The organism is Bradyrhizobium sp. HKCCYLRH3097 (assembly GCF_051167875.1).
Lineage (GTDB): Bacteria > Pseudomonadota > Alphaproteobacteria > Rhizobiales > Xanthobacteraceae > Bradyrhizobium.
Genome location: NZ_JBNPTX010000009.1, coordinates 202,366 through 226,444 on the forward strand (window position 1 = coordinate 202,366; position 24,079 = coordinate 226,444).

Below are 24,079 nucleotides of genomic sequence, written 5' to 3' on the forward strand. Positions count from 1 at the left end.
CGTAACCCCCCGGATTGACTCTCACGAAGCCGAGATCGAATCGAAATCTGGCCCGGTTGATGCATTTCCATCCCGCGCACCCTGGGGTGGTGCAGGAGCCAGATGGACCAGATGGAAATGAGCAAATGGATCGTGTCCCGCGGCCATGGGCCGCATCGCGCTGATCGTGCCGACATCAGCAACACGGGTTCGAGGCGGCAGGCGGTCGCGCGATGGAAGCCGCCTGTCCAAGTCAGCAGTGCGGCGCTGTTGATCGCACTCGCCGCGCCACCGTCACTGGCGCGTGATCGCGGCCAGTATGCGAACTCGTCGCCGGAGATCAAGGCATGGTTCGACGGTCTGCGCAGCGGCAAGGGCCCATGCTGCTCTGACGCCGACGGCAGCGCCGTCAGCGATGTCGACTGGGAGAGCAGGGGCGGTCACTACCGCGTCCGTATCGAGGGGGAATGGCTCGATGTTCCCGACGACGCAGTCATCACCGAGCCCAACCGTGTCGGCCGCACCATGGTATGGCCGATGCGCGGCTATCAGGGCCTTCAGATTCGCTGCTTCATGCCGGGCAGCATGACGTAGCCGTGCGGGGCGGCGGTCAGACGTATTTCTTGTCGCGCTCCAGGAGCTCGATGGAAATGCCCTGCGGCCCGCGGATGAAGCAGATGCGAACACCGGGGCGGATCGTGGTCGGCTCGGTCGTGAAGGTGACGCCTTTGGCCTTGAGCTCGGCGGCCGCGGCGTCGATGTCCTTCACGGTGAGGCCGAAATGATCGAGGCCCTGGTGCGGCGTCACAGGCGGCGCGTTGACGCCGTCGCCCGGCTCGACCTTGGCGATGAACACGCTGGCACCGCCGAGCCTGACGTCGATGCGGCCGGGATTGCGGATGATCTCGCCGCCGAGAATGTCGCGAAGCCAGCTGGCGGTGGCTTCCGGGTCCGGGCTGCGGAGATGGATGTGGTCCCACGTGACATTCAACATCGTCGAGATCTTTCGAAAGAGTGAACCGCCCGCGGCGGGGCGGCGTTTCTTGAGGTGTCGGCAACTGTGCGGATGTCTACCGGTCTGTCAGCGGCCGCGCCAGCCCGGCCGACCGACCGGTATCCGGGCCTGCCCTCCAATTGTCGGCTTTGCATGCAACCCTATCGATGCTTGCCGATTGAAGCTTCCAGATGCCCCCGCCGGGCAGCCGATGGTGCAGACATGAGCGCGGGTCTCTCTCGTTTATTGGGACGCAAGCCCGATGCCGCGGCGTCGCTGGCCATGCGCCGAAGCGACGGAGCGTCCATCCCTTTGGGGGCCGCCGTGTCGGGGTTGGCGATCTTCGCGCTGGTCATGTTCAGCACAGTCGGGTGGCTGATCATGTCGGTCGAAGAGGAGGAGGTGGCCGACCCCAGCCTCACGCGGGTCGGATCGGCCCCCCCGAGCAGCGGCTACGAAGGAGACGAAGACGGGACTGAGACGTCGCGTCGGCTCTCGCCCGTGGTGCCCAGTCTGGCGGATGCATCCAATCCGCACCCCGATTCGTCCCCCGTGGTCGGCTCCGGCCGGAACGTCATGGACGCGAATGCCAGCCTGTCGCCGACGATGCCGCCTGCGTCATCCCCTGCGCTCGACCCGGCGGCTCTGTCCGGCCTGCGGATCAGTTCCCAGTCCTGGCGGCGCGGCGGTCTTGGATCGAAGGCGCTGGTGACCTTCACGCTACGGAATGCCAACAGTTTCGCAATCAAGGACATCGAAATCACCTGCGCCTTCAGCCGGCGGGACGGTGGTCACGTCACCGACCGCCGACGGATCGTGCCCGGCCAAGTCGGGTCGCGCAGCCGGAAGACCTTCGTGGCGGTCCATGTCGGATTCGTCAACGTTAACGTCAGCGCGGCCAAATGCGCGCTGGTTGCAGCGACGAAAATCTAATTATGTCGCGCTAGTCTCCCGCGGTCTTTGAACCCGAGCGTTCGACGCGGGAACATACTGTCATGATCCTCCGTTAGGTGGATGTCGGCGCAGGTGCCGACGGAGCGGTAAATTATGCCCATTCTGCGTTACTTTATGTTCGTCGGTGGAACTCTGCTGGCGCTGCTCGTCCTGGCGGATGCCGTGCTTCCCAGCGTGCCATTGCCTGCAAGCCTGTCGTCTGCGTCGGATCTTCCCCCGGTGCGCATTCAGTCCACGAGAAAGTGGCCGGAGCGGATCGTGATGGACACCTCGATCGCCACGCCAGCTCCGGTGAAGCTCGCGAAGGCGGAGCAGCCTGCAGCAGAAGTCGCCAAGAGCAGTCCCCGCGACGCCTTCGCGCAGATGAGCGCCGTCGAGGCCAACCCGCAGGTTGCGGCAGTGAAGGCCGCCGAGAAGCCTCGCGCGACGCGGATTGCCGACACAGGCAAGCCGGCTGCAGAGGTGAAGAAGCGAAGGACCGCAAGAGCTCATCCGGGCAGACCGATGATCCTGGTCGCGCAGCAGCCGCGTGTCGGCTCTTTCGATTGGACCTGGTAGTATCGATCGCCCGCAGCCCCTGGTCGATCCAAGCAGTCCCGCTGCAATCGCGCCACGGGGCGGTTGAACTCGCGCGGGCTGTTGCGCCGTTTTTCACGCCGCCACGCTGCCTTGATCTTGCGCAAAGTGCGCTCCTTCCGGAACGCCTAGCGTCTCTGCATGGGACCTGGGAGCGTTTGCCCGGGGACCCAGGAGACGCTGAATGACGACTACCACGCCCACCCTCTCAATCTCGCCGGAGAAGGTCGCCTTCGTCGTGACCAAGATCCACAAGCACGAAATGGAAGCGACCGAACCCGAATTGCTGGCAGATTTGGCAGATGACGACGCGGCGCCCGGTACCGCTGGGCGAGGCCTGAACACTGACAGGTCGGAGCTCGTCAGCTTCATCAGGGGCCTCAATGTCGACGAACAGATCGATCTGGTCACGCTGATGTGGCTGGGCCGGGGCGACGGCTCGCTGGACAATTGGGATGAGCTTCGTGCGCAGGCCGCTCAGGCACACAACAATCGCACCGCGACGTACCTGATCGAAACTCCGATGCTCGGCGACTATCTGGAGGAGGCTCTCTCGGAGTTCGGCCTTTCCTTGGAAGATTTCGAAGAAGGCATATAGCTGGAGCAGTTTCTCCCGATGGGCTCGCCAGCACATTCTTCGCTGCAATTCGGATGATGGAGTAATCTCATGGACAAGATGAAGGTCGGAACCGGTGATTGGATCGTCGTATGCGACGGGCGCAAGGCGCTGATCCTCGAGAACGTCGGTGACAGCATGTTTCCGAACCTGCACACCAAAGAGGTCCGTGAGCAGGAGAACGACCGCACGAGCGCTCAGGGCACCGACGCTCCCGGCTCGGTGCAGCAGTCATTCGGCAATGCTCGGAGTTCAGTGGATCAGACGGATTGGCATGATCAGGCTGAGCGCGCCTTTCTCAAGCAGCTTGCTGATCGCCTGCATCATGCTGTCATTTCAGGCGAAACCAAAGCCGTCACGATGGTGGCGTCGCCGCGCGCGCTCGGGATCATCCGCGCCGACTATTCCGACGCGGTACGAAAGGCGCTGCATGGCGAGGTCCACAAGGATCTGGTCAAGCTTCCGGTCTACGAAATCGAAAAACAACTGCTCGCCTGAGTCGGGCTTTCTCATGCCAATGACTGTCCGGAGACCCTGTTCGCGGTCTCGGTGACCGCGACGGGATCAATGTGTGCTTTCATGCGACGGTGTCGATTCCGGCGCAGCAGGCACCAAGCTTGCGCCCAGGTGCGCAGCTCCTTTTTCGACGATCTCGTAACCGCAATCATCCAGCCAGGCGATCAGGCGATCGGCCATGGCGTAATCCCAGGTCGGGTAGGAGCGTGCGATGACCTGGCGTGGTGTGAGCTTGCGAGACATTGGTAATCCTTCCCTGATCTCATGCTGCTCGATGAAACGTCGAGCGTTGGTCTTGTCATCTTGAACCCCAGAACGGGATGCGCAGTTCCTGCGCCGCCCGAGCGCTGCCACTTGAGGAGCGCTGATCGTTCACAGCGCCCCGGCGGAAGGGGCTCCATTCATCGAGCGCCGATCAGGTGTGGCCGCGCGTCATCGGTCACGAGAGCCGCGGTGCGCTCCGGCTTCTTCTCCACGATCTCGTAACCGCAATGATCGAGCCATGCGATCAACCGGTCCGCCATGGCATAGTCCCAACTGGGATAGGATCTGGCGATGACTTCGCGGACTGAAAGCTTTCGTGTCATGATGTCGATCTATCGCTCCCTGCATTCGCCACGGCCCGTCCGGCACGCATCCGGACGATCCAAGGCTGGCCGGCAGTTCGTGCCGCCGGCTCCTGATGTTGTTTGGCTCGTCACGTTTCTAAGCGCGCGCGCCCCAACGCCTTGATCAACTGGCGTGGAGAGGTGACTTTTTCGCTTCCGGCTCGCCCAGGCTGCGCAATCATCGCCCAACATGGTGAAAACCTTCTCGCTACGATGGTTTCCCATTCCCGTGCACGGATATGGCGCAGTCGTGCGCGTAGTAGGGCTGGAGTGTGGTGGCGACGCGGTGTTTCGTCACAGGCTGGCGGCGACGATCTCCGACGAAATCTCAGCCCGAGCAGGCGGGGACAGACGGAGGAACGGTTTGGCACCTTCATGGTTTCCGCTGGGGCGCGGTCGCAGGGGCTCGTCGCCTCAGAGCCAATGGAGCGAAGCGATGAGGCTGATGTTTTGGGTCGTGCTGCTGACCGGCCTTGCGGCAGGGGCGGGCCGGTTGGTCGCCAATGAGTCCTGCGGCCCTGGGTGCCACGTCGCGCCGAATGGCGGCTGCGTCGTGAATGGCTGGGAGGTAGGAGCGCCGGTGTGGAACGAATGCCCTGCGGGCGCTCGGCCAAGGCCGCCGTGCGGAACCGCGTTCAAATGGAGCAAACAGGCGAAGGCCTGTGTCAGCAGGTGAACATACGATGGCTGATCATCGGCGCGGGAGCGTGGATCGGACTGCCGGCTGCCGCGAGCCTTGCCGGGCCTTGTATCAGGAGGCAGACGAAGCTGCTGCCGTTGGCGACACGGGCGAGACGTCCAAAGTGAACAGGCGCTGATCCCCAGCGGTCTCCGAATGCGCCAGCACCTGTTCGAGCAAGGCGATGACCGCGACCGCCCGCGCCCGTTCGTTGGTATCGTCGTAGCTCGTTGTCGCAAGGACGGTCCCGTTGGCTTCGCACATCGCCTTGATCTCAACAATCATCGTTGCATCCCTTGCCGTTCCGGAGGCCTGAGATTGGCGGCAATCATGTTAAATTCGTGCAAAATGGTCCGAATAAACCGCTGGTAGAAGGGTACCGCGAAGCAACGGGCCGACCGATGACCCGGCGCGCTCAGACCGGGCTATGGATCACGTCGCGCGGTGCGCTGGTGCCGAAGGCTCTCCGTAACCATGTTCGCGAGGGCGCCTCGATGAGCATGTAGGTGACCCAGGCCATCGCCGTCGCAATCGCAACGAACAGACCGAGCCGCAGTGCGAGCTCAAGAGCGCCAGGAGCATCTGACTTTCCGATCATCGCAAGCCGAATGAGAAAGGGATGCAGCAGATAGATCGAATAGCTGCATTCGCCACCAATGATCAGGGCTCTGGACGACAGCCAAGCGGCATGACCGTACCGACTGGCTGCGACGAAGACGATCGAAAATCCTGAGATCTCGATGAGACGTACGGCAAGTTCGATCGCGAACGACCAGCCGGGCAGACGAGGCTGCAGAAACAGCAGCACAGGCGCACAGATGAGGCTCGCCAGCGAAAGCCAGAACAGGAGCCTCACGCAGCGTCGCTCCCGATCACCGACGCCGGCATCCGCGCGGTTCCTGTAGATCATGGCGGCAAGGCAGCCGGCCAGGAACTGAGCGATGTGAAGATAGGGAGAGTAGTAGGTCAGCCACTGCATCCCGTTTTGCGTAAGGCTCGGCGCGGCGGCCCGTAGCAACGCATCGCCGAAGGTGAAGGCGGCCGCGATCGTCAGCGCGAACGTCACGATGTTCGCCAGCGCGATCCAGATGATCGTGGGCAGCCGGACGACGGCTGCAAACAGCAGGCAGACGAATGGAAACAGCAGGTAGAAGAACAGCTCCACGCTGATGGACCAGAGGTGCTGCAGCGACGGCACGACTGCGACCAGCATGGTGCCGTTCTGCACGGGAAACCAGGCTTGCGTCATCGTGAGGATGAAGCCGAGCGACGGGGCCGAGAGACCTCGCGCGATCACGACGTATGCGACGACTGCGAGCGTAATCACGGCGTACATGGGGTAGAGCCGGGCGAAGCGCGCGATGGCAAATTCGCGAAGAGCGCTTCCGAGCGGTTGCGACTGGAAGCGTGCGGCATAGTTGAGCCACAGGACGAATCCGCTCAGCACGAAGAACATTGTCATTCCGATGCTGCTGACTTGTGCGATGAGCTCGGGCAGCAGGCCTTGCGCCAACGACGGGGCGCCATGGCCGACGGCGACCGTTGCGGCCGCGACGAAGCGTAAGCCGGTCAGCGAGCCGATGAAGCGTTGCTCGTTCACTTTGAGGGATGGTCCTGATGCTTGGGAGGCGCTCCGGCTGTTGTAGAAACAGCAGGGCCTGGAGGCAACCCGACGCCGGCCGGAGACGGGGATTGCCGCCCGCTCGAGCGACGATCTGGCGTTCAGGCCAGAGATGACTCTGCACCGTGATCGCTCCGACGTCCGCCGTGGCGGCGTTGCACGTTGCTGTCAACGAACTGAAAAATATAGAAAAATTAGCCTTGGCATCGGCGGCCAACGGTCGAGCGATTTCCCGGCGCGGCAGACGATCGGCGGGAAGGTCGGGCAACAGGCCGACAGAGTTTGAAGAAATCCGGGTAGAGCAGCTCCTGCAGCGGATCGTGCCTGTTGCGAAAAGCCGCCGGGACTCCTCGATCCGCGGGAGGTGACGGCCAGGGCCATGGTCGCACCTGCGTGGGGTGCGGAGCCCCCGTCCGGGCGGGGGCCGGGACCGGATTGCAAATGGACTCGCAAACCGGCGGCGGCTAGTTATTTGTCACCCTCCGGCTGGTCATTTTGCATGACGCTGAGCGCTTGAACGAGGACGGAAGCCGCCTTGCCCGCTGCGCCATCTCAGCTCACCGATCAAACCGTCAACACCCAGCTGACGACGAATTGCAATGCGCAGGTGGCTGCAACGTTCGACACGAATGACAGCACCTGGGTGACCTTCTTTTTCAACGGTACGATCCCGTGCTGGAGAGCGCTGGTGTCGATTGGCGAAGTAGAGGTCGAACTGACCGAGGACATTGCAATTGCAGGCATTGTCCTGCGCAAGGGGCTGACGGTGACCATGCACCCGATGGGTCGCTACTACACGGTCACGATGAGCGGGGAGATTGTCGATTCCGGAAAGGAGAGCAGCTTTACCGGATTCGTGCTCGGCTCGTTCATCCGGTCCGCAGCGATGAAGCGAGCGATGCAGATGCTTCGGAAACAAGTCAGCCGCTGAGCGACGCCCGGCTTCGCCCGAAATGTAAACACCAGAATGTGACCGGGCGTTGGGGGAAGACTGTGATCTGGCCCGATTGACCACCGTCGCGAACCCTGTTACACGCCACAACCTCTGATAGATTTCAATCATTGGTAGCTTAGTCGATTTTCCATTCGTTTCAGCCGCGCCGGCAGTTGCGTACTGCGGGTTTTGATCTGTGTTTTATAAAAGGAGATAGCCATGGCTCATCATGAAGGCGTGCGTTTTTCGGCTCCTGCCGTCGTTACCACTCCCACAAGCCCCAACACCGAGGTCGTCGCGACGCCGACGGGCGATCAAAACAACACGACGCAGCTCGTGTTCGAGTATCAGGGACGCATTCCGGTCTGGACGCCGGTGGTCTCGCAGGCACAACCTCAAGTCGTTTTGGCGGCTGACATCACGATCGGCGCAACGACTTGGCGCAAGGGCATCACGATCCAGTATGCGGCGCTGGGATCGACCCAGTACACCGTGACCATCATCTCGGGCGAGATCGTGGACGATCGTGGGCTCTACTTGCTCCAGGGCGTGACGCTCGGCATCTTCCCGATCGGTTTGGATGTCAAGGCAACGCCATCCGCGACCGCGCGGACCGAGGAATATCCGCGCGCGGCCTTCACGGCGCTGCCGACGGTGAACACCCCGACCAGCCCGAACAGCAACGTGGTGACGACGCCGAGCGGCGACACCAACAACACGACCTACGTCTCATTCCAGTACCAGGGACGAATTCCGGTCTGGACGCCGATCGTCTCGCAGTCCCAGATCACTGCGGTCCTCGCCGCTGATATCACGATCGGCGCGACGACGTGGAAGGCGGGCATCACGGTGCAATATGCTGCGCTGGGCTCGGCGCAATATACGGTGACCATCATCAAGGGCGACATCATCGACGATCGTGCCCTCTATTCACTGGCGGGCACCTTGCTCGGCATCTTCCCGATCGGGTGATACGAGCATGGACGCGTCCGCGTCAGCGCAGTTCGAGCAGGTCGACTCCTCTGCGATTTACGAGACCAGGGTTGCCGGCTCGGTTGGCTGGGCCGGCTACCTTCTCGGCACGGGCTCGTCTCTGCCACCGTTCATCAATTACGACGACTCGCTGAAGAAGTACGGTGGCAGTTATCTGTTTGCGACACAGCGGCCCGCCGATCTCGATCGGGATCCCGGCGGGTTCGCCGAGCGTGTCCGGGCCTATATCAGCAAGGCGACGCGCAATCGTGCTGTCGTCTGGCTCGCGTCTGCCAACCCGGTCGCGTTCGGCGACTTCGAGCGCTATGGCGTCTCCTTCATCAATCTGCCGCCGGTCTACCAGGTCTCGGGCAACCTGAACCTGTGGTTTGCCAGCAACGCCAAATTCTACATCCTCGATCAGAGCCGGATCGATATCGAGGGTGGGGCGCTGCGCCTGTCGGGCTCGGCGCTGAGCTCACCTCCGTTCATCGGCTTTTCGGGCAAGGGCGACAACCCGCTGGGCATTCGCCTTGCGCCGACCTCCAACAATCGCATCTACGCCTATGTGCCGTTCGGCGGCGCCAACACCGGTTGCGTAACCTTCGATGGGCTGCTCGATTCGAAGCAGGCGTTCGTCAGCCAGGGCTTGGAGCAGGGCATCCGCTACGTCATCAACAACAGCGCGACGACGTCGCTGCAAGCTGCGCAATATGCAGCCATGACGGTGGCGGCGTTGCCGTCGCAGCTTTCGATCGCAGGTGCCTTCGACCTCGGCGATCCGGCCAACCGCGTGATCGGCCGAGAGCAGCTCGAGCAGGGGTATCTGCGTTCGGGGTTCGCCATCAAGGGGGCGCCTGCGCTGACGAGCGAATTCCGCACGACCGGCGGGCGTGTCGTGCAACTGACGCCGGTCGGGGCTAGCAGCACGGACACGGCGCCGGCGCTCGGAGCAGGGGGCTTCGCCTTTGCGACCAGCGCCGCGAAGACGGCCGCGGTCGACACTGGCACGACCTATCTCAGCCTGGCCGGCCACTATGCGCTCGGCGCCGATGGCAGTTCGGCGGGGCAGCTTGCGAAACTGATGGGTGGACTATTCGGATCGGAGGCGCTCAGCTTCAAGGCGTACGACGCCAGCCAGCCCGCAGCGCAGAACGATCGTCTCAACGCCATTCCCTCGAAGCCCGGCTACGCGCCGGTGTTCCCATTCGAGACTGCGGATCTCAACCGTCCCGCGAGCGGTGCCGTTGCGCCGCGCCTGACCGACGTCCACCAGACCTCCTGGGTGACCATCGTCGCCGGGGGAGGGGCCGTCGACTATCTGGCCGAGCCCGAGGGCAGCGCGATCTATAGTACGGCCGCGGCCGGCGCTCCGAATGCGGAGATCCTGCAATCGGCACCGCCATTCATGCCGCTCGCCCAGGGCAGCGACAAGACGTTTCCGTTGGCGCCTTATGGAGCTGCTGCGAGCAGCGGCCTCGATGGCGCGACGCTCGTCCAGTTCGAAAGCCAGATCGTGGCTGCGACCCGCAAGTCGCTGATCTCGAGCTATGGCAGCAAGACGTGGTCGACGCGTGTGCAGGCGGCGCGGGCTCACGCGTTGCGCGGCACGCTGCCGGACGGCCCGAGCACCGATGGGACGACGCCGCAGGGCTTCATCATCGAGCGAGATCCGACGACGGGGGCCTATCTGAAGGTCAGCATGGCGCAGTCGATCGACCGCGACGGCAACACCCTGCCATTCGCGCTATCCGCTCCCTCCCAGGCGATGCAGGACGCCTTGCAGACCAACCAGCTCTTTCTGGTCGCCGTCAATCCGGAGCCGTTCGGCACAGGCGCCCAGTTCGCCAACACCGTCAATATTGCGGGCTGGACCATGACCGCGGCGGTCGGCGCCGGCGCCTCGGCCACCGCCTACCGCAACGTGATGATCATGAAGTTCTGCTCTGGCTCGTTGCTGGAGCGGGTCACGAATGCCAATCGCTGGACGTCCGCGGAGCAGTTCTCTTTGTTGCCCGGCACACCGCCGGTGACCGCTGCGCTGTCCTACACCGGCCTGTCGCAATGGCTACAGGACTACATCGCGGACGCCATCGCACGCTCGAAGGGAGCGTCCGGCCCATTCTACGAGAATTTCGCGCGCATCGCCCAGGACCCGAACTGGACCGGCGTCATCGTGCTCGCGGCCGACCTCGGCCAGCGCGACATGCCGCCGGAGATTGCGGGGCTTGCCGCCGGCATCGACTTCACCCGCTTCAACGCCCATCATTTCGGCTTCACCGTCAGCCGCGTCACGGTCGACGGCCGGAGCGGTCGGATCACGATGCCCCAGGGCAATTCGAGCCTGTTCGGGCTGATCGACTACGAAGATCCGCGCTATGCGATGAACATCTCCAACGGCGTTGCGCCTGACGTGCCGGTGGCGGTGCAGATGAGCGGCGAGTTCGATTTCACCGTGCTGCAGCTGCAGTCGTTGTTCGAGAACGCCAGGCTGACGCGGTTCGACAGCCACGTCCAGCTCTCGGTCGCGGCGCTGTTCGGCGCGCCGGTGTCGCGGCTGTACTCGCGCGGCAAGCCGCAGCCCTTCACGGGAATCGTGCTCAAGGGCAGCTATGTCGATCAGGGCGGCCGCGGCGCCTATGTCTTCGAGCAGAACACGACCAACGTGCTGACCAGCCCGTCGAACGTGCTGCCGGCCGTGGCCTTCGACCGGGTGCAGTTCAACACGATTGGCATCCAGGACCAGGGCGCCACGGTGGCGAGCAACTTCCTCGTCTGGGGGCAGCTCGATTTCACGGCGCTTCAGAGCACCATCGGAGAGACGCTCGACCTGCTGTCGTTCGGCAGTCCGCCGGATACGCCCGAGGAGGCGCTCGGTGTCGGGCTCGCCTTCTCCGGCCTCGTCATCGGCATGACCTATCCGCAGGCGACGCCCGGAGCCAAGAGGTTTGGGGTCGCGACCGGCAACCTGGCCTGGAATCTCAACGGCTCGACGATGCGCGACACCAGCCTGTTCCGCGGCTTCGCGCTGCAACTGAAGAGCTTCGTCAACGCGACCGGTGATCAGAAGCCGTCCGATCTCGGCTTCCTGCCGGTGACGTCGCAGCTCAACCTCACCGAACTCGAGGGGCCCTGGTTCGGGGTGGTCTACGACATCACGCTGGGCGGTCCGGGGGTGCTCGCCTCTGGCGTCGGCTTCCAGTCGCAGCTGCTCGCGGCATGGTCACCGGTCACCACCGGGTCGGATGCGCAGCACGCGGTCTTCATCGGCATGAGCCTGCCGGGCGCGGCGCCCGGCGCCAGCCTGTTCAGCATCCAGGGCGTCATCAAGGTTGCGGTCGGTGCGATCTCGATCCTGCGCCAGCCGGTTCCGACCGCAAAAGGGCGCATGCTGGCCGAGGATGGTCCGAAGTGGTTCTACTGCCTGCGGATCGACGATATCGCCATCAAGATATTCGGCATCGCCAAGCTGCCGCCGTCCGCCAACATCCAGTTCTTCCTGTTCGGCGATCCCGACAACACCGGCAGCCTCGGCTGGTACGCCGCCTATGTCGCCGACGACAATCCGGGCTGCGAGCAGTCGCTCGCATTCGCCGCACGCAAGCCCGAGCTTCAGGAGCCGTCATCATGACGCGGATCCTGTTCTGGAATATCGAAAACTTCTCGGTCAACAAGATCTTTTCGGCCTCGATCAAGCGGCAACGCGGGCATGGCGGTCTCAACGACATGCAGAGCGCGATCCAGCGCCGCGCGGTGATCAATGCCGTGCTGGCGGCCGTGCAGCCGGACATCATCGTCATCATCGAGGTGAGCTCGGGCGACAATGCGCCCAACGCGCTGGCGAGCCAGACCGGCGGCATCAATGCGCTCGCCATGGTGCAGTTCGGGCTCAACAACCCCGCCACGATGGTGGCGGGCGGATGGAACGCCGTGCCGCCGCTCTACACCGGGGTCGGTGGGCGCTCAGAGACGGTTGGCATTCTCTATCGCCGCACCAACACCGCTGGCACCCTCAACCGCTACTTCACCGGGCCCAACATCTGGACCGGCGGGCATGGCGGCGTGTCGGTGCCGCCGGGCGGCGGCGTCGCCACGCCGTACAATGGCATGGTGGTGCCCCTCGGTGCCGTCAACGTCAATGGAATGCTGGTGCCTCCGGGCCTGGGCGGGGTGCGCCAGATCCCTGCGGGTGCCCAGCACAATGGCGGCCTCAACGAGGACGTCGTCGCGGCGCGGATCGCCTTCACGACCACGCTCGGCGCTCCTGTTGCCTTTGCCGGACTGCGCGAGCCGTTCATGGCGACGTTCACCGAGGCCGATAATCTCGGCGTCGTGCAGCGAGACCTCACCATCTTCGGCATCCATTCCCCGCCGAACAATCCGGCGGCGGCGAACTACATCACCACGCTGTCGACGATCAACGACGTCGTCGGCGCTCTGGGCGTGAACGAGACGCGGGTGATCGGCGGCGATTTCAACGTCAACCTGTTCGCCGTCAATGGTACCGCCTCGGGCCTCTATAATCCGCTCACCGGCGGTCCCGGTGCCTACACGCTGCTCGTCAGTCCGACGGCGGTAGGCGTTCCTGTCAATCTCGACCAGTACAAGGGTTATTTCTCCACCCATATCCGCGGCAAGGACAAGACGGCGGCGTCCAAGTTCCTCTGGTCCAACGGCGGCGGGCCGGGGCAGAGCTTTTATCCCGGCTACGGCTATGTCGGCTCGAACTTCGTCGCCGCGCCGTTCTACTCGATCGACAACGTCCTGGTCTGGCCGCACAACGGCATGCACAACTATCAGACCACGATCATGAACACGGTGACCGGCACGCCGATGAACGGGGTCATGGCGCCGCCGGACAATCCTCCCCCCGGTGCGATCGCTTTGGCCAACCAGTTCACCGCGCCGCCGATGGGGTGGCCGGGCGCACCGACGGCGGCGAACTATCCGGGAATCGGCGGTGCCGGAAATCTGACCGGCTGGAGCAATTACGGGCGCGTTCGCAACACCAGCGATCACTTCGGCATCTCTGCCGACATCTGAGGGAGCGCCGGCTGATGAGCGCTATCGACAATCTCCGTGCCGCTGTCGAAGCCGCCGCCGGCGACACCGCCTTCGCGCTCGATGCCGCCTTCCTGACGGCGGGCCTCGCTGATCCCGCCGTGAAGGTCCCCGCAGACTACGACGCCTGGCTGAGCCAGGCCTTCTTCCTCAAGGCCGCGGCCGACTTCAAGGTGACGGTGGCAAAATCCGATGTCGGGCCCGTCGAAGGGACGGCGTTCACGGTGCAGTCGGCGACGATCCCGTTCATCGGCGCCTCGGCTCCGCTGGCCGCGAAGGCCACGCTTGTCTTCACCGTGGACGGCGACCAACTGATCGTGCAGGTCGAGGCGACGCCATCGAACTGGACCTGGACCAGCAGCTTCGCCTTCATGGGCGGCTTCCCGTTCAATCAGTTCGGCACCCTGAAGAACGTCAGCTTCGTGTTCTCGACGGCGACCGGCACCTACCCGTATGGTGACTCCGCAGGGCGTGCCGTGAGCGGCGGCGCGGTGCAGAATTTCGTTGCCAAGGTCGCTCTGCCGGATGTCGCCAAGCCGTTCCTGCTGCTGTTTCCAGGCCTCACCGCGCCGACCGGCGATCTGCTGCTGAGCGGCGCGCTCAACATGGGCATCTTCAACGGCGAGACCGTGCTGTTCCCGCCGGGGCAGCTGCGGGCCGGGATCCAGGACGGCACGTTCAAGCTCGCGTCGCAGTTCACGGTCAGGGATCCGAGCCTCGCTCTGACCATTCCCGCGCCCGATGGCGCCGATGAGGTCGACGGCGTGCTGGTGCTGGCCGATCCCGCCGATCCGGATGCCGGAGATCAGGCGCCGACGCTCGCGATCTCCTCGCAGTTCGACGTCGGCAGCACCGGCTCCTATCAGCTCGACGTCGAGATCACACCCGGCGCCGATGCCAACTATTCGGTGGCACTTGCCGTCGTCGAAGGCGGCGCGCCGCTGACGCCGGCCACGGTGATCGAGGTGATGGGCGGCAATGGCGGCTATCTCGCCGCGACTCCCGATGTGCTGCAGCAGTTCCTCGCCTTTGTCGGTCTCAACGGCTTCTCGATCGCCGGCACGCTCGGCCGCTCGCCGACGATCACGGCGGTCTCGATCGAGATCGGCAGCTCGAAGGATACGAGCTGGCAGATCCTGCCGCCGACCGGGGTGCTCGACTTCAAGATCACGAGCTTCGCGCTGCAATGGTCGATGGCCTATCCGTTCGACGGCACCAAGCGGCAACAGACCTACGACTTCACGACCGAGTTCGTACTGGCGCCGAGCGTCTTCAAGGGGCCCGACGGCGAGGGCGACGGCGTGTTCACCGTCCAGTTCACCTCCGCGAAGCAGTTCTTCGCATCCTTCGCCGGGACCGCGAAGCTGAGCGACTTCCTGACGGCACTGTCCGGCGGTGCCGTCGTGCTCGACGTCGAGAATGTCGGCGATTTCGAGCTTGGCGACATCGCGGTCGCGGTCGACTACGGCGCGCAGAGCTTTCAGTTCGACGCCGGCTTCAGCCTCACGCTCAATCTGCTCAAGATCAACAACCAGCCGATCCTTGCCGTGCGAGAGGGGACGGTCTCGATCGCGGCGCAGACTCCGACGCAGACGCCAGACGGGGGCAATGCGACGACGCTGCTGCGGGCGGCGCCGCTGCCGATGCTGCGGACCTCGCGAGGGGGCGCGCTGCAAACCGCCTCGCAGACGCAATGGAAGTCGAGCGTCGGAGGCTTCCTCGATGTCGGCCCGTTGCACACCAAGGTCAGCGTGACCTATGACGGGTTCGAAACGCCGAAGCGGTGGGACCTCGCCGCCTCGCTGGAGGAACCGCTCGAGGTCTCGGACCTGATCAACCAGTTCTTTTCGCCCGGCAGCGCCTACGGTTTCCCGAGCTTCCTGCCCGGCGACCTCATCATCTCCGAATTCGCGATCACCGCGACCATTCCGGCCGAGCAGGGCGAGCTGAAGACGAGCTACGACATCACCGTCGGCTTCAGCTGGACGTTCGCCTTCGGCGATCAGACCGTCGGCATCGATCCGGCGCGGCTCGGCGTCAGCTATGACGGCCAGAAGCCGGCCCAGCAGCAGTTCTCCGGCTTCGCGCAAGGCACCTGGATCTACTCGGCGATCAACCTCAAACTCACGATGGGCTATGAGTTCGAGACGACGGAGGCGGGCTCCAACAACATTCTGTTCGTCGAGTGGGAGGGCTTTCGAGCGGATTGGGAGAGCGGCAAGGAGCTGGTCACGTTCAGCCTCAAGGGCTGGAGCATCGGCTCGCTGGTGCAGGCGCTGGTGCGTACGCTCGGCAATCCTTACTTCACGCTGGATTCGCCATGGGACCTGCTCAACCAGATCTCGCTCGATGCGCTGCGTGTCAACGTCTCGCTCAAGAGCGGCGAGAGCTTCTCGCAGCGCCTGTCGGCCAGCTACGAGCTGTCGAGCCCGATCAATCTCGGCTTCATCAGCATCACCGCGCTGACCTTCCGTCGCGGCACCGACGGCAAGGTGACGCTCGCCATCGAGGGCTCGAGCCCACTGGTCGCCGACGATCCGGCGTTCAAGAATCTGCTCGATCCGGCCAAGGGGCAGGACGTGCAGAACCTGCCGTCGGTGCCCGGCCGGGGCGAGGAATGGTTCAAGCTGTTCCTGCTGGTGCTCGGGCAGCGCATCGGCATCACCGGCCATTCCAGCTTCAACAGTACCAAGGAGGTGATCTGCGCACTGCAGTCTGTCCCCAGCACGACGGGCAAGATGAATCCGGTCGATCCCAATGCGGACGACGGCGGGACGCCCGGACTGCCCTATTACGACCAGTCCAACAACTGGCTCATTGCCGGGCATCTCGGCCTGATGAAGGTGGCCGGCGCCTGGTCGATCGATGCCATGCTGGTGTTCAACGACCCGAATCTCTACGGCCTGCGGCTGGCACTCGCCGGCGAGAAGATGGGCGGGCTCGCCAACCTCGTCGTCGACATCCTCTACAAGAAGATCACCGACGACATCGGCGTCTACCAGATCGACTTCACCTTCCCGGACATCATCCGCAACCTCAATTTCGGTGCGGTGTCGATCACGCTGCCGCAGCTCGGGATCAAGGTCTACACCAACGGCGATTTCTTCATCGACATCGGCTTCCCGTACAATCTCGATTTCCGCCGCTCCTTCTCGATCTCGGTGATCGTGTACGGCGTGCCGGTGCTGGGCGCGGGCGGCTTCTACATCGGCAAACTGTCTAACGCGACCTCGACCAAGATCCCGAAGACCAACCTCGGCACTTTCGATCCCGTCATCGAGTTCGGCATCGGGCTGCAGCTCGGTCTAGGCTACAATTTCGAGAAGGGGCCTCTGAAGGCGGGCTTTGCGCTCACCGTCTTCGGCATCGTCGAAGGCGTCGTGGCGCCGTGGCATCCCTATGACCCCGCGCGCACGCTGGCATCGCGCGCCAGCAGCAGCGCGCTGCAGAGCGACTATTATTTCAAGCTGTCGGGAACGGTCGGCATCATCGGCCTGCTGTATGGCAGCGTCGACTTCGCGATCATTTCAGCCTCGGTCAATGTCAAGATCGTGCTGTCGATCCAGCTCACCTATGAGAGCTATCGCGAGATTCCGGTGGTCGCCAACGCGAGCGTGACGATCAGCCTCAAGGTCAAGATCAATCTCGGCCTGTTCTCGATCTCCATCAGCCTGTCGTTCTCGGCCCAGGTCTCTGCGACCTTCGTGATCGGACAGACCAGCACGGCGCCATGGGAGGTTCAGGGGGCACGCGCCGACGCGCTGCTGATGCAGCGGGCTCACGCGCGCGGACCGGACGCGGCCATGCGGCTGGCGCGCAGCTTGAAGCCGCGACCGAAGCGGCTCGGGCCCGCTAGCGCCCGCCGGATGGGCCTTGCCGCCGCAGATGGCAACAAGCCGAAGCTGTCGCTGATGGCGGGCGCGCAGTACACCGTGCTTGCTCCGGAGGCAGCCACAGACGCAGCCTCGAACCAGGGGGCATTCGTGCTCCTGCTCGCAATGGACGCGCCGGATGCCGCGGCGAGCGCGCCGTCCGCCACCAAGACGTCCTTCGATGTGCTGGCCGAGGTCTACTTCCCCTGGATCATCGACGCACTGGGAAACGAGAGCGGGGATGCGGCCGAGCTCGCCGAGACGCTGGCCATGTCGGTGACGCTCACCCAGCTCGAGGCCTATGTCGCGCGTCTCGCTGACACGGCCGATCCGTTCCTGTCGATCAAGGGCCTGCTGCAGTTCCTGGCCGACGGCTTCACGCTCGACATCTTCAATCCGGCGACGGCGCAATCGTCGGGGCTGAAGACCAAGCTCGATGCCGGTTCGGTGCTGTTTCCGGTGTTCGACGGATTGAAGCTGCAGGTCCCCGGCATGTCCGGTGGCCAGACCTCGCCGATCGCGTTCGAGACCTACACCACGGCCACGCCCGGCTACGCGACCGCGGTCAGCAAAATATTCGCGCAGGTCGCCGCGAACATCGAGGCCCAGAACAAGGAAACGCGCCGGCTTGCCGCGGAGACCGATGCGAGCTCGGCGGAGTCGATGGCGGCCCTGGTGTTCGTCGACACCTTCACGCTGATCGCGCGCCAACTGCTCCAGGCCGCGGCCGACGCGCTGCAGAGCTATGCCTATCCGCTGACCCCGACGAGCAGCATCGGTGCTGTTCTCGATGAGCTCAACGGGATCGCCGGCAACGCCTTGACGATTGCGGATATCGTACAGCCCAATGTCGACCATGCCTTGGGGGCCGGGCTGTCCCTGCATATCGACGGCCTCGAATATGTGGTGCAGAGCGGGGACACCCTGCAAGGCATCGCCGGCCGCTATTCCGATGCGGCGTTGCCGCCGCGCTGGATCACGACGCCGGACCGCCTGATCGTGGCCAACCGGGCCCGTCACATGCTGCAGGGCGGCGTCGTCCTGCTGCTCACCAACAGCCACGGCCAGGAGCAGATCTGTGTGACGCGGCAGGGCGACAGCTTCGACGACATCGCGCTGCAGCTCGGCGCGATCTCGATCGACGCGCTCGCTGCACAGAGCGTGCTCTACGGCGTCGCCGGCCTGCTGCAGCCGACCTTGCCGCTCGCGATCTGGCCGATCGCCTACAGGACCGCAGGGACCTCCGGCCCGTCATCCGATACCTTGTCGACGGTCGCGAACCTGTTCCAGACCACTGCGGTTGCGGTGGCGGACGCCAATCGCGGCGTCGCCGGCCTGTTCTCGGTGCAGGCGGAGCGCGGCCTGCTCACGGTCGGCAGTCTTCAGGCCCTGTCGGTCGGCGCGTTGTGGTCGGCCATCGCGGCCACGGGCCAGGTCGGGCAGACCGCCGGCATGGTCTCGCGCTTCCTGGTCTATGGATTGCGGCTGCCGGTCCGGGACGGACTGACCCTGTCGCCTGCGTTCCTCTATCCGAGGACGCAATCGGGCTACGGCGTCTATCAGCTCACGGGCCAGCAATTCCCGACGCCCAGTTCTGCCACGAGCTACAAGGTCGGCTTCGCACGCGAGACTCAGAGCCACGGCGTCCCGCTCGATTTCATCTTGCTGAACGACACCACCGACCTCAGCATGGACGTCGATCTGAGTCAGGCCTATGCCGGGCTGAACGTCGTCGTCAGCTGGGCCAGGGCGCCGGGCAATTTCGTCCCGAGCCCGACGTTTGCGGCGCTGCCGCTCGCCGAGCGTCAGCCGCGGCCGTTTACCGCCAGCGGCTACGCGCGCTGGTCGAGCGGATCCGTCGCGAGCCTGTTGGCTCTGACGAACCGCAGCGGCGTGGCCGCGGCGGCCGATGCCGGCGCGCAGGTGCAGCCGACGCTATGGAGCCTGCCGCCGGCGCAGACCAATCTGGTCGCCACGCGGGAGCAGTCGATCCGCGCTGTCATGCCGGATCTCCGCTCGACCTTTGCGCTGCTGCCGAAGTTCCAGCCGCAGACCGGGCGCAGCAATCCCGCGACCGGACGCACAGACTATGCGGACCTGGGGCGCTGGGCCTGGTGCACGCGGCTCGATATTGAGATCAAGCGTCTGCCGGACGCGGCGGCGCTGGCTGCTCAGGGCACCGGCGCAGGCGATCTGCCGAGCGGTCCGGCATCGGCGCCGTCGCTGCCGTTCGTCTATGAGCTCGTCGGACCCAGCTCGGAGGACGCGGTGCGGCTGCAGCGCATCCTGACCGCCATGGATGCGCTGGGCGAAGGCATCGCCTCCGCCGTCTTCCTGCTCTACAACCAGTCCGGACCCGGCGCGCCGATGCTGGTGACGCCTGCGGACGCCGACTTCCTCGCCTTTATCACCCAGACCAACCTGTCGACCGAGACCAATCCTGCGGCGGCGCTGCGCCTGATGCTGAGCGCCGAGGACGCTCCGCCGCGCGGCATTGCCAATTCGCCGGCGCAGTTCATCCGCCTGATGTGGGAGCTCAGCACGGTCCGCAGCGGCGGCTACTATCTCTACTACGAGAACGTCGAAAGCGAGGAAGGCCTGCCGGCGGCCGTCTTCGATTCCTCCGGCTCTGGTATTGTGACAATGGTCGTGACGTTCGCGGCGCAGGGCAGCGAGTCCTTCGGCACCACGCTTCCCGACTTCGTCAACGCCTTCGTGACGACCGACGCTGTCGATCCGCAGAGCGATCTGGTACAGACGGTGTCGCTCGCCTCGACCGCCCAGACGGCACCGGTTGCGGCGGGAGCATCGCTCGATGCGCTCGCGGCGATCTACGGCCCCGGGCCAGGGCGGATCGCCGAAGTCAACGCGACCAAGCCGCTCGCCGCGGACGCGCTGGTGCCGATCGTGGGCGCGGTGCGCCAACTGACCGACGCGGATCTGGTTCGCGGCACCGGGGGGGCCATCGACGCGCAGGCCACGCTCGACAAGCTCGCCAGACTGTTCTCGGCCGGTGCAGTCCATCCGATCACCGGCCAGGACATCGCCGCATTCAATCCACAAGTCGCTGTTGCGCTGGCCGCCGTGTTCTACATCCCGCCGCTGGCCTATCAGGTCAGTTCCTCGGCCGCGCCCGGGATGAGCTTTGCCAGCATGGCCTCCTATTACGGGTTGGATGTCGACCTGATCGCCCGTGGCGCCAGCGCAGCGCCCGGGCTGTTCCCGGTCAATGCCGTGCTCGATCTCGATCCGCAGCTGTTCTCCCTGCGCGACCAGCTGCCACCGCAGAACATCGGGTTCTCGTTGACGCGCGACAATCTCGGCCTGCCGCCGGACGATCCAGCGGCGCCGGACTTTGCCAAGAAGACGATGTATCAGCTCTACACCTCGCTGGCCGCGGGGCTCGCGGGCAACGTCTTCTACAAGGCTACTCCGCTGGGCATGCCGTTCGGTCCCCAGGACCATGACGACGATGAGTCCAGTGCGTTCGAGAGCCATGCGCGCTCGGCGCGGACGCGCGGCGACCGCCTGGCGCAGGTTGCGATCGCTGATCTCGACTATCGCCAGTCGATCGGCATTGGTGCGCAGTTCGCGCTGGTCAACGCCGCGCCGGACCCGTCTGATCCGGATCTGCCGCCGAAGGCGGCCAATCCCTATCTCGGCGTCGGCACCATGGCGCAGGTCGCGCTGCAATGGCGCGACATCTTCGGCAACACCACGGTGACACCGTTCGAGGCGCCGCCGCAAGGGTACCGCGGCGCGCTCAACGGGGCTGCGGTGTCGATGCTGTACCGCGATGAGCTGATCGGGCTGGGGTCCTGGATCAATACCAATGCCAGCTACAGCTATGACGCGGCGGGCGGTGCCGCGTTCAAGCTTGCATTGTCCCTCAACGCCGCCGCCTATGCCGGGCCGGACGGTGCGGCGCGGGCCGCCGACGATCTCTCGCTCTACACCCGGATCTACTATCAGCTGCATCAGGATTATTCCGCCGATGTCGCCGTTCCCGTGCCGGGCGTCTCCGGTAACGCGGTGGCGATGCGGCTGTCGAATTCGCTGATGGCAAAGCCCGATGTGGATCTTGGCGATGCGCAGGCGGACATCATTCGCGGCTATGTGCGCGCGTGCGTGCTGTATCTGAAGCTCGTGACGCGCGGCCAGGCGCCCGCAGCCCCGGCTGTGACCTTGTCGCTTCCGGTCGACGTCAATGCGATCGCCGCCGGCAACATCCTCGAGCTCGATGTCACGCTCACGTTCAGCCGCAATCCGCTGCTGGTCGACCCGGCGGTGGCGGCGTTGCAGGGCGGCACCGGCGTGGCCGCGGCGATCCTGCCGCGTGCCGACGGCGACGGCAATGTATCCTACACGGAGTTCAGCAAGATCGTCGAAACGGTCTTCGTCACCGCCGACTGGTATCTCAAGGTCGGGCAGGGCCTGTCCCGCGACGGTGAGGATGCGGCCGACGGCGCTCAGCAGCTCTGGGCCGTCCGCTTCGGCAAGGCGGCCGGGCAGGGCATCCATTTCAAGCTGGGCACGTCACCGAGCTATTTCGCGCCGAAGCCGATCGCCAAGGCGCTTGCCAGCGGCGATGCGACGATCACGCGCTATGACAGCGGCGACACCGACACGCTGCATCTCGACGGTGTCGATCTGAACCAATGGTTCCAGAGCGCGCTGGATGCCATCGATCAGTTCCTGTCGGCCGACTACGCGCCGCACGCGTTCATCCTCGACCGGATCGACGGGGTGACCGATCCGCTCAAGGACGGTTCGCTGGGAAGCGTGCTGTCGACCAAGGAATCGCTGGCCGATACGATCAGCCTGAAGACGCTGCCGGTGCTGTCGACCAGCGCGGGCGATCCTTCAACCGGATTCGCCGCCAGCGAGAAGCTGCGCCAGCAGCTGCTCAATCAGCTTGGCGCAGCCTATCGGGCCGGTGCGGCCGTCGTGTTCGGATTGACCGAGGTGACCGGCGGAGGCGATAGCAACCCGGCCGGTCCGCCGAACCTCTACGGTCAGCCGGGCGGCAGCATCAAGGGCGCCGCGGACAATCAGAATTTCACGCTGACGCCGACGCGCGTCCCGCTCGGCGAAGTCTACGATCCCGCCAGCAAGACCTGGTACGATTCGCGGCTGGCCTTCGTGTTCGCCACCAAGAACGTCGTCGACCAGGCCTATGTGCCGCTCGAGCTCACGCTCTCGCTCACTCATCTCGAATTCGAGCGGCGTACCGTCCCCGGAATCGACGGCTATGTCGATTCGCGATGGCTCGCCTTCGTCAACGGGCCATTCAGCTATCCGCTGGGGACGCAGGTCACCAACATTCCCGTGGTCAACCGCGATCTGCCGACGCCGCCGACGGTCTCCGCGCAGCAGGCGCGGCAGCTTACCGGCGAGGGCACGACCGATCCATCGAAGCTGAATGCCTGGGGTTATTCGTTCGACTACCTCTATCAGCAGGCGGCAGCCGACGCAGTGTCCTGCACGATGGAGTTCAACCGGCCGACCGAGCCGACGCTGCGCGGCTCGGCCAGGTTGAGCGGCGAGCCCGACCTGTTCACCGCGCTCGCTCAATTCGTCACCAACTATCCGGCGATCCTGCGCGACCTCAACCAGTATCTGGTCGGCATCGATGGCGCCGAGCCGGATCCGGCGACGCTGGCTGCCGCGCGCAAGGCGACCGCCGCCTTTGCGCTGGAGACCAGGCAGATCGCGGATGCCTATGCGCGGGAGACGGTCGGGCCTGCAAGGCTGGCGGTCGTACCGGCGCATGTGATCGTGAAGTTTCTGTCGACGCTCGACAGCACCAGCGACGGGCACGCGCGCACCAATCTCGTCAACATCACCATCGATGGAACGGCGGCGAGCTGGAATGCAGCGGCCAACACGATCTCGAACGGCACGACCACGCTTCCGGCGCCCGCGATCGCGATTGCACCCGAGCTCTATACGCCCCAGGCCGTGCCTCCGGCAGAGCTGCCCGTCGGCGTGCAGATCGCCTACGTCTATGCGCGTCAGGTCGACGGCAAGACGGTTTATCTCGGCGAAGAGGAGGCACGTGGGTTGCCGGCCCGAACCGTTTCGATCGCTCCGCTCGACGTGCTGCTATACCAGAGCGGCTGGGCGTCGGTGTTCGTGCAGCGCAATCTCGCGCTGTTCCCGCTGGCAGATCTCAAGACCACCAGCACCAACCCGGCGTTCCTGTTCCAGACGCCGGAGGTGCGGTTCGCGTCCACAGTGGTTCCGCAGCTGAACTACACGGCGTTCTCGCTCGACGCGATGTCGGGGGCGACCGGTGACCTCGACGCGCGCCTGACGACGTTCTTCGCGGGGCTCTATGCCGGCGGCAATGGCGGCACCAGCGACGAGGTCGCGATGCAGGGCATGTACAGCTACGAGATCGTGGCCGGCCAGCCGGCGATCCCGCGCGTACGGCTGCCGATCAACCTGCTGACGCCGACCCCGTCAGCGGTCGATCCGGGCGTGAAGCCGCCCTTCGTGGCCCCGTTCGCGCAGATGATCGATACGTGGCGGGCGACGACGAAGCCAACGACGTCGGGCCGTGCCCGCGTCGAGATCGAGCTGAAGGTCTTCGGTGGCGTCGGCGATGCGACGCAGCCGTTGATCCAGGTCGGCCGGCTCACTCACGAGGTCACAACCGCTTGAGGCCGTGTCGGTCCCGGCATCGCAACTGCGG

At 64.8% G+C, this 24,079-nt stretch carries 16 protein-coding genes; 11 read left to right on the plus strand and 5 right to left on the minus strand.

Annotated elements, in window-relative coordinates; translation table 11 throughout:
* Nucleotides 1–111: 111 nt before the first annotated feature.
* Nucleotides 112–573, plus strand: coding sequence for a hypothetical protein (locus tag ACQR0U_RS22125; protein ID WP_315752605.1), 462 nt, complete (start codon nucleotides 112–114; stop codon nucleotides 571–573).
* A 16-nt stretch (nucleotides 574–589) separates the two neighbouring features.
* On the opposite strand, the gene ACQR0U_RS22130 is transcribed toward ACQR0U_RS22125, so the two are convergent.
* Nucleotides 590–973 carry a VOC family protein gene (locus tag ACQR0U_RS22130; RefSeq protein WP_316175966.1) on the minus strand — a complete coding sequence of 128 codons (384 nt, stop codon included), beginning with the start codon at nucleotides 971–973 and terminating at the stop codon, nucleotides 590–592.
* Nucleotides 974–1,195: 222 nt separating this feature from the next.
* Here ACQR0U_RS22130 and ACQR0U_RS22135 point away from each other — a divergent pair, with 222 nt between their 5' ends.
* From ACQR0U_RS22135 to ACQR0U_RS22150, 4 genes are all read left to right on the plus strand, one after another.
* On the plus strand, nucleotides 1,196–1,906 hold the full coding sequence (locus ACQR0U_RS22135) for a hypothetical protein (protein ID WP_316175965.1): 711 nt from the start codon (nucleotides 1,196–1,198) through the stop codon (nucleotides 1,904–1,906).
* A gap of 114 nt (nucleotides 1,907–2,020) precedes the next feature.
* On the plus strand, nucleotides 2,021–2,485 hold the full coding sequence (locus tag ACQR0U_RS22140; protein ID WP_315752591.1) for a hypothetical protein: 465 nt from the start codon (nucleotides 2,021–2,023) through the stop codon (nucleotides 2,483–2,485).
* A 202-nt stretch (nucleotides 2,486–2,687) separates the two neighbouring features.
* Nucleotides 2,688–3,101, plus strand: a complete 414-nt coding sequence (locus ACQR0U_RS22145) for a DUF3775 domain-containing protein (RefSeq protein WP_315752592.1) — start codon at nucleotides 2,688–2,690, stop codon at nucleotides 3,099–3,101.
* Between the two features lie 69 nt (nucleotides 3,102–3,170).
* Entirely contained in the window at nucleotides 3,171–3,617 is a 447-nt protein-coding gene (locus ACQR0U_RS22150; protein ID WP_315827830.1) for a host attachment protein, read from the plus strand.
* 66 nt (nucleotides 3,618–3,683) lie between these two features.
* Here ACQR0U_RS22150 and ACQR0U_RS22155 read toward each other — a convergent pair whose 3' ends face one another.
* Both ACQR0U_RS22155 and ACQR0U_RS22160 read right to left on the minus strand, forming a co-directional pair.
* Complete coding sequence (locus tag ACQR0U_RS22155; protein ID WP_315827831.1) at nucleotides 3,684–3,878, minus strand: hypothetical protein; 195 nt, start codon at nucleotides 3,876–3,878, stop codon at nucleotides 3,684–3,686.
* Nucleotides 3,879–4,036: 158 nt separating this feature from the next.
* Nucleotides 4,037–4,222, minus strand: coding sequence for a hypothetical protein (locus ACQR0U_RS22160; RefSeq protein WP_315752594.1), 186 nt, complete (start codon nucleotides 4,220–4,222; stop codon nucleotides 4,037–4,039).
* Nucleotides 4,223–4,679: 457 nt separating this feature from the next.
* Here ACQR0U_RS22160 and ACQR0U_RS22165 point away from each other — a divergent pair, with 457 nt between their 5' ends.
* Entirely contained in the window at nucleotides 4,680–4,919 is a 240-nt protein-coding gene (locus ACQR0U_RS22165; RefSeq protein ID WP_409999270.1) for a hypothetical protein, read from the plus strand.
* Between the two features lie 75 nt (nucleotides 4,920–4,994).
* On the opposite strand, the gene ACQR0U_RS22170 is transcribed toward ACQR0U_RS22165, so the two are convergent.
* Both ACQR0U_RS22170 and ACQR0U_RS22175 read right to left on the minus strand, forming a co-directional pair.
* Nucleotides 4,995–5,207, minus strand: coding sequence for a hypothetical protein (locus ACQR0U_RS22170; protein WP_315717677.1), 213 nt, complete (start codon nucleotides 5,205–5,207; stop codon nucleotides 4,995–4,997).
* Nucleotides 5,208–5,337: 130 nt separating this feature from the next.
* A complete protein-coding gene (locus tag ACQR0U_RS22175) occupies nucleotides 5,338–6,522 on the minus strand; it encodes an acyltransferase family protein (protein ID WP_434843855.1) in 1,185 nt (394 codons plus the stop codon).
* Between the two features lie 556 nt (nucleotides 6,523–7,078).
* Here ACQR0U_RS22175 and ACQR0U_RS22180 point away from each other — a divergent pair.
* From ACQR0U_RS22180 to ACQR0U_RS22200, 5 genes are all read left to right on the plus strand, one after another.
* Nucleotides 7,079–7,474: a hypothetical protein gene (locus ACQR0U_RS22180; RefSeq protein ID WP_315717679.1), complete on the plus strand. Its 396-nt coding sequence runs from the start codon at nucleotides 7,079–7,081 to the stop codon at nucleotides 7,472–7,474.
* 222 nt (nucleotides 7,475–7,696) lie between these two features.
* Nucleotides 7,697–8,449 (plus strand): hypothetical protein, encoded by a 753-nt coding sequence (locus ACQR0U_RS22185; RefSeq protein ID WP_434843854.1) that lies wholly within the window; start codon nucleotides 7,697–7,699, stop codon nucleotides 8,447–8,449.
* A gap of 7 nt (nucleotides 8,450–8,456) precedes the next feature.
* Complete coding sequence (locus tag ACQR0U_RS22190) at nucleotides 8,457–12,080, plus strand: hypothetical protein (protein WP_434843853.1); 3,624 nt, start codon at nucleotides 8,457–8,459, stop codon at nucleotides 12,078–12,080.
* Nucleotides 12,077–13,492, plus strand: coding sequence for a hypothetical protein (locus ACQR0U_RS22195; protein ID WP_434843852.1), 1,416 nt, complete (start codon nucleotides 12,077–12,079; stop codon nucleotides 13,490–13,492). Before ACQR0U_RS22190 ends, ACQR0U_RS22195 begins: the two co-directional genes overlap by 4 nt.
* Before the next feature lie 14 nt (nucleotides 13,493–13,506).
* Nucleotides 13,507–24,048 carry a LysM peptidoglycan-binding domain-containing protein gene (locus ACQR0U_RS22200; protein WP_434843851.1) on the plus strand — a complete coding sequence of 3,514 codons (10,542 nt, stop codon included), beginning with the start codon at nucleotides 13,507–13,509 and terminating at the stop codon, nucleotides 24,046–24,048.
* The last annotated feature ends 31 nt before the right edge of the window (nucleotides 24,049–24,079 follow it).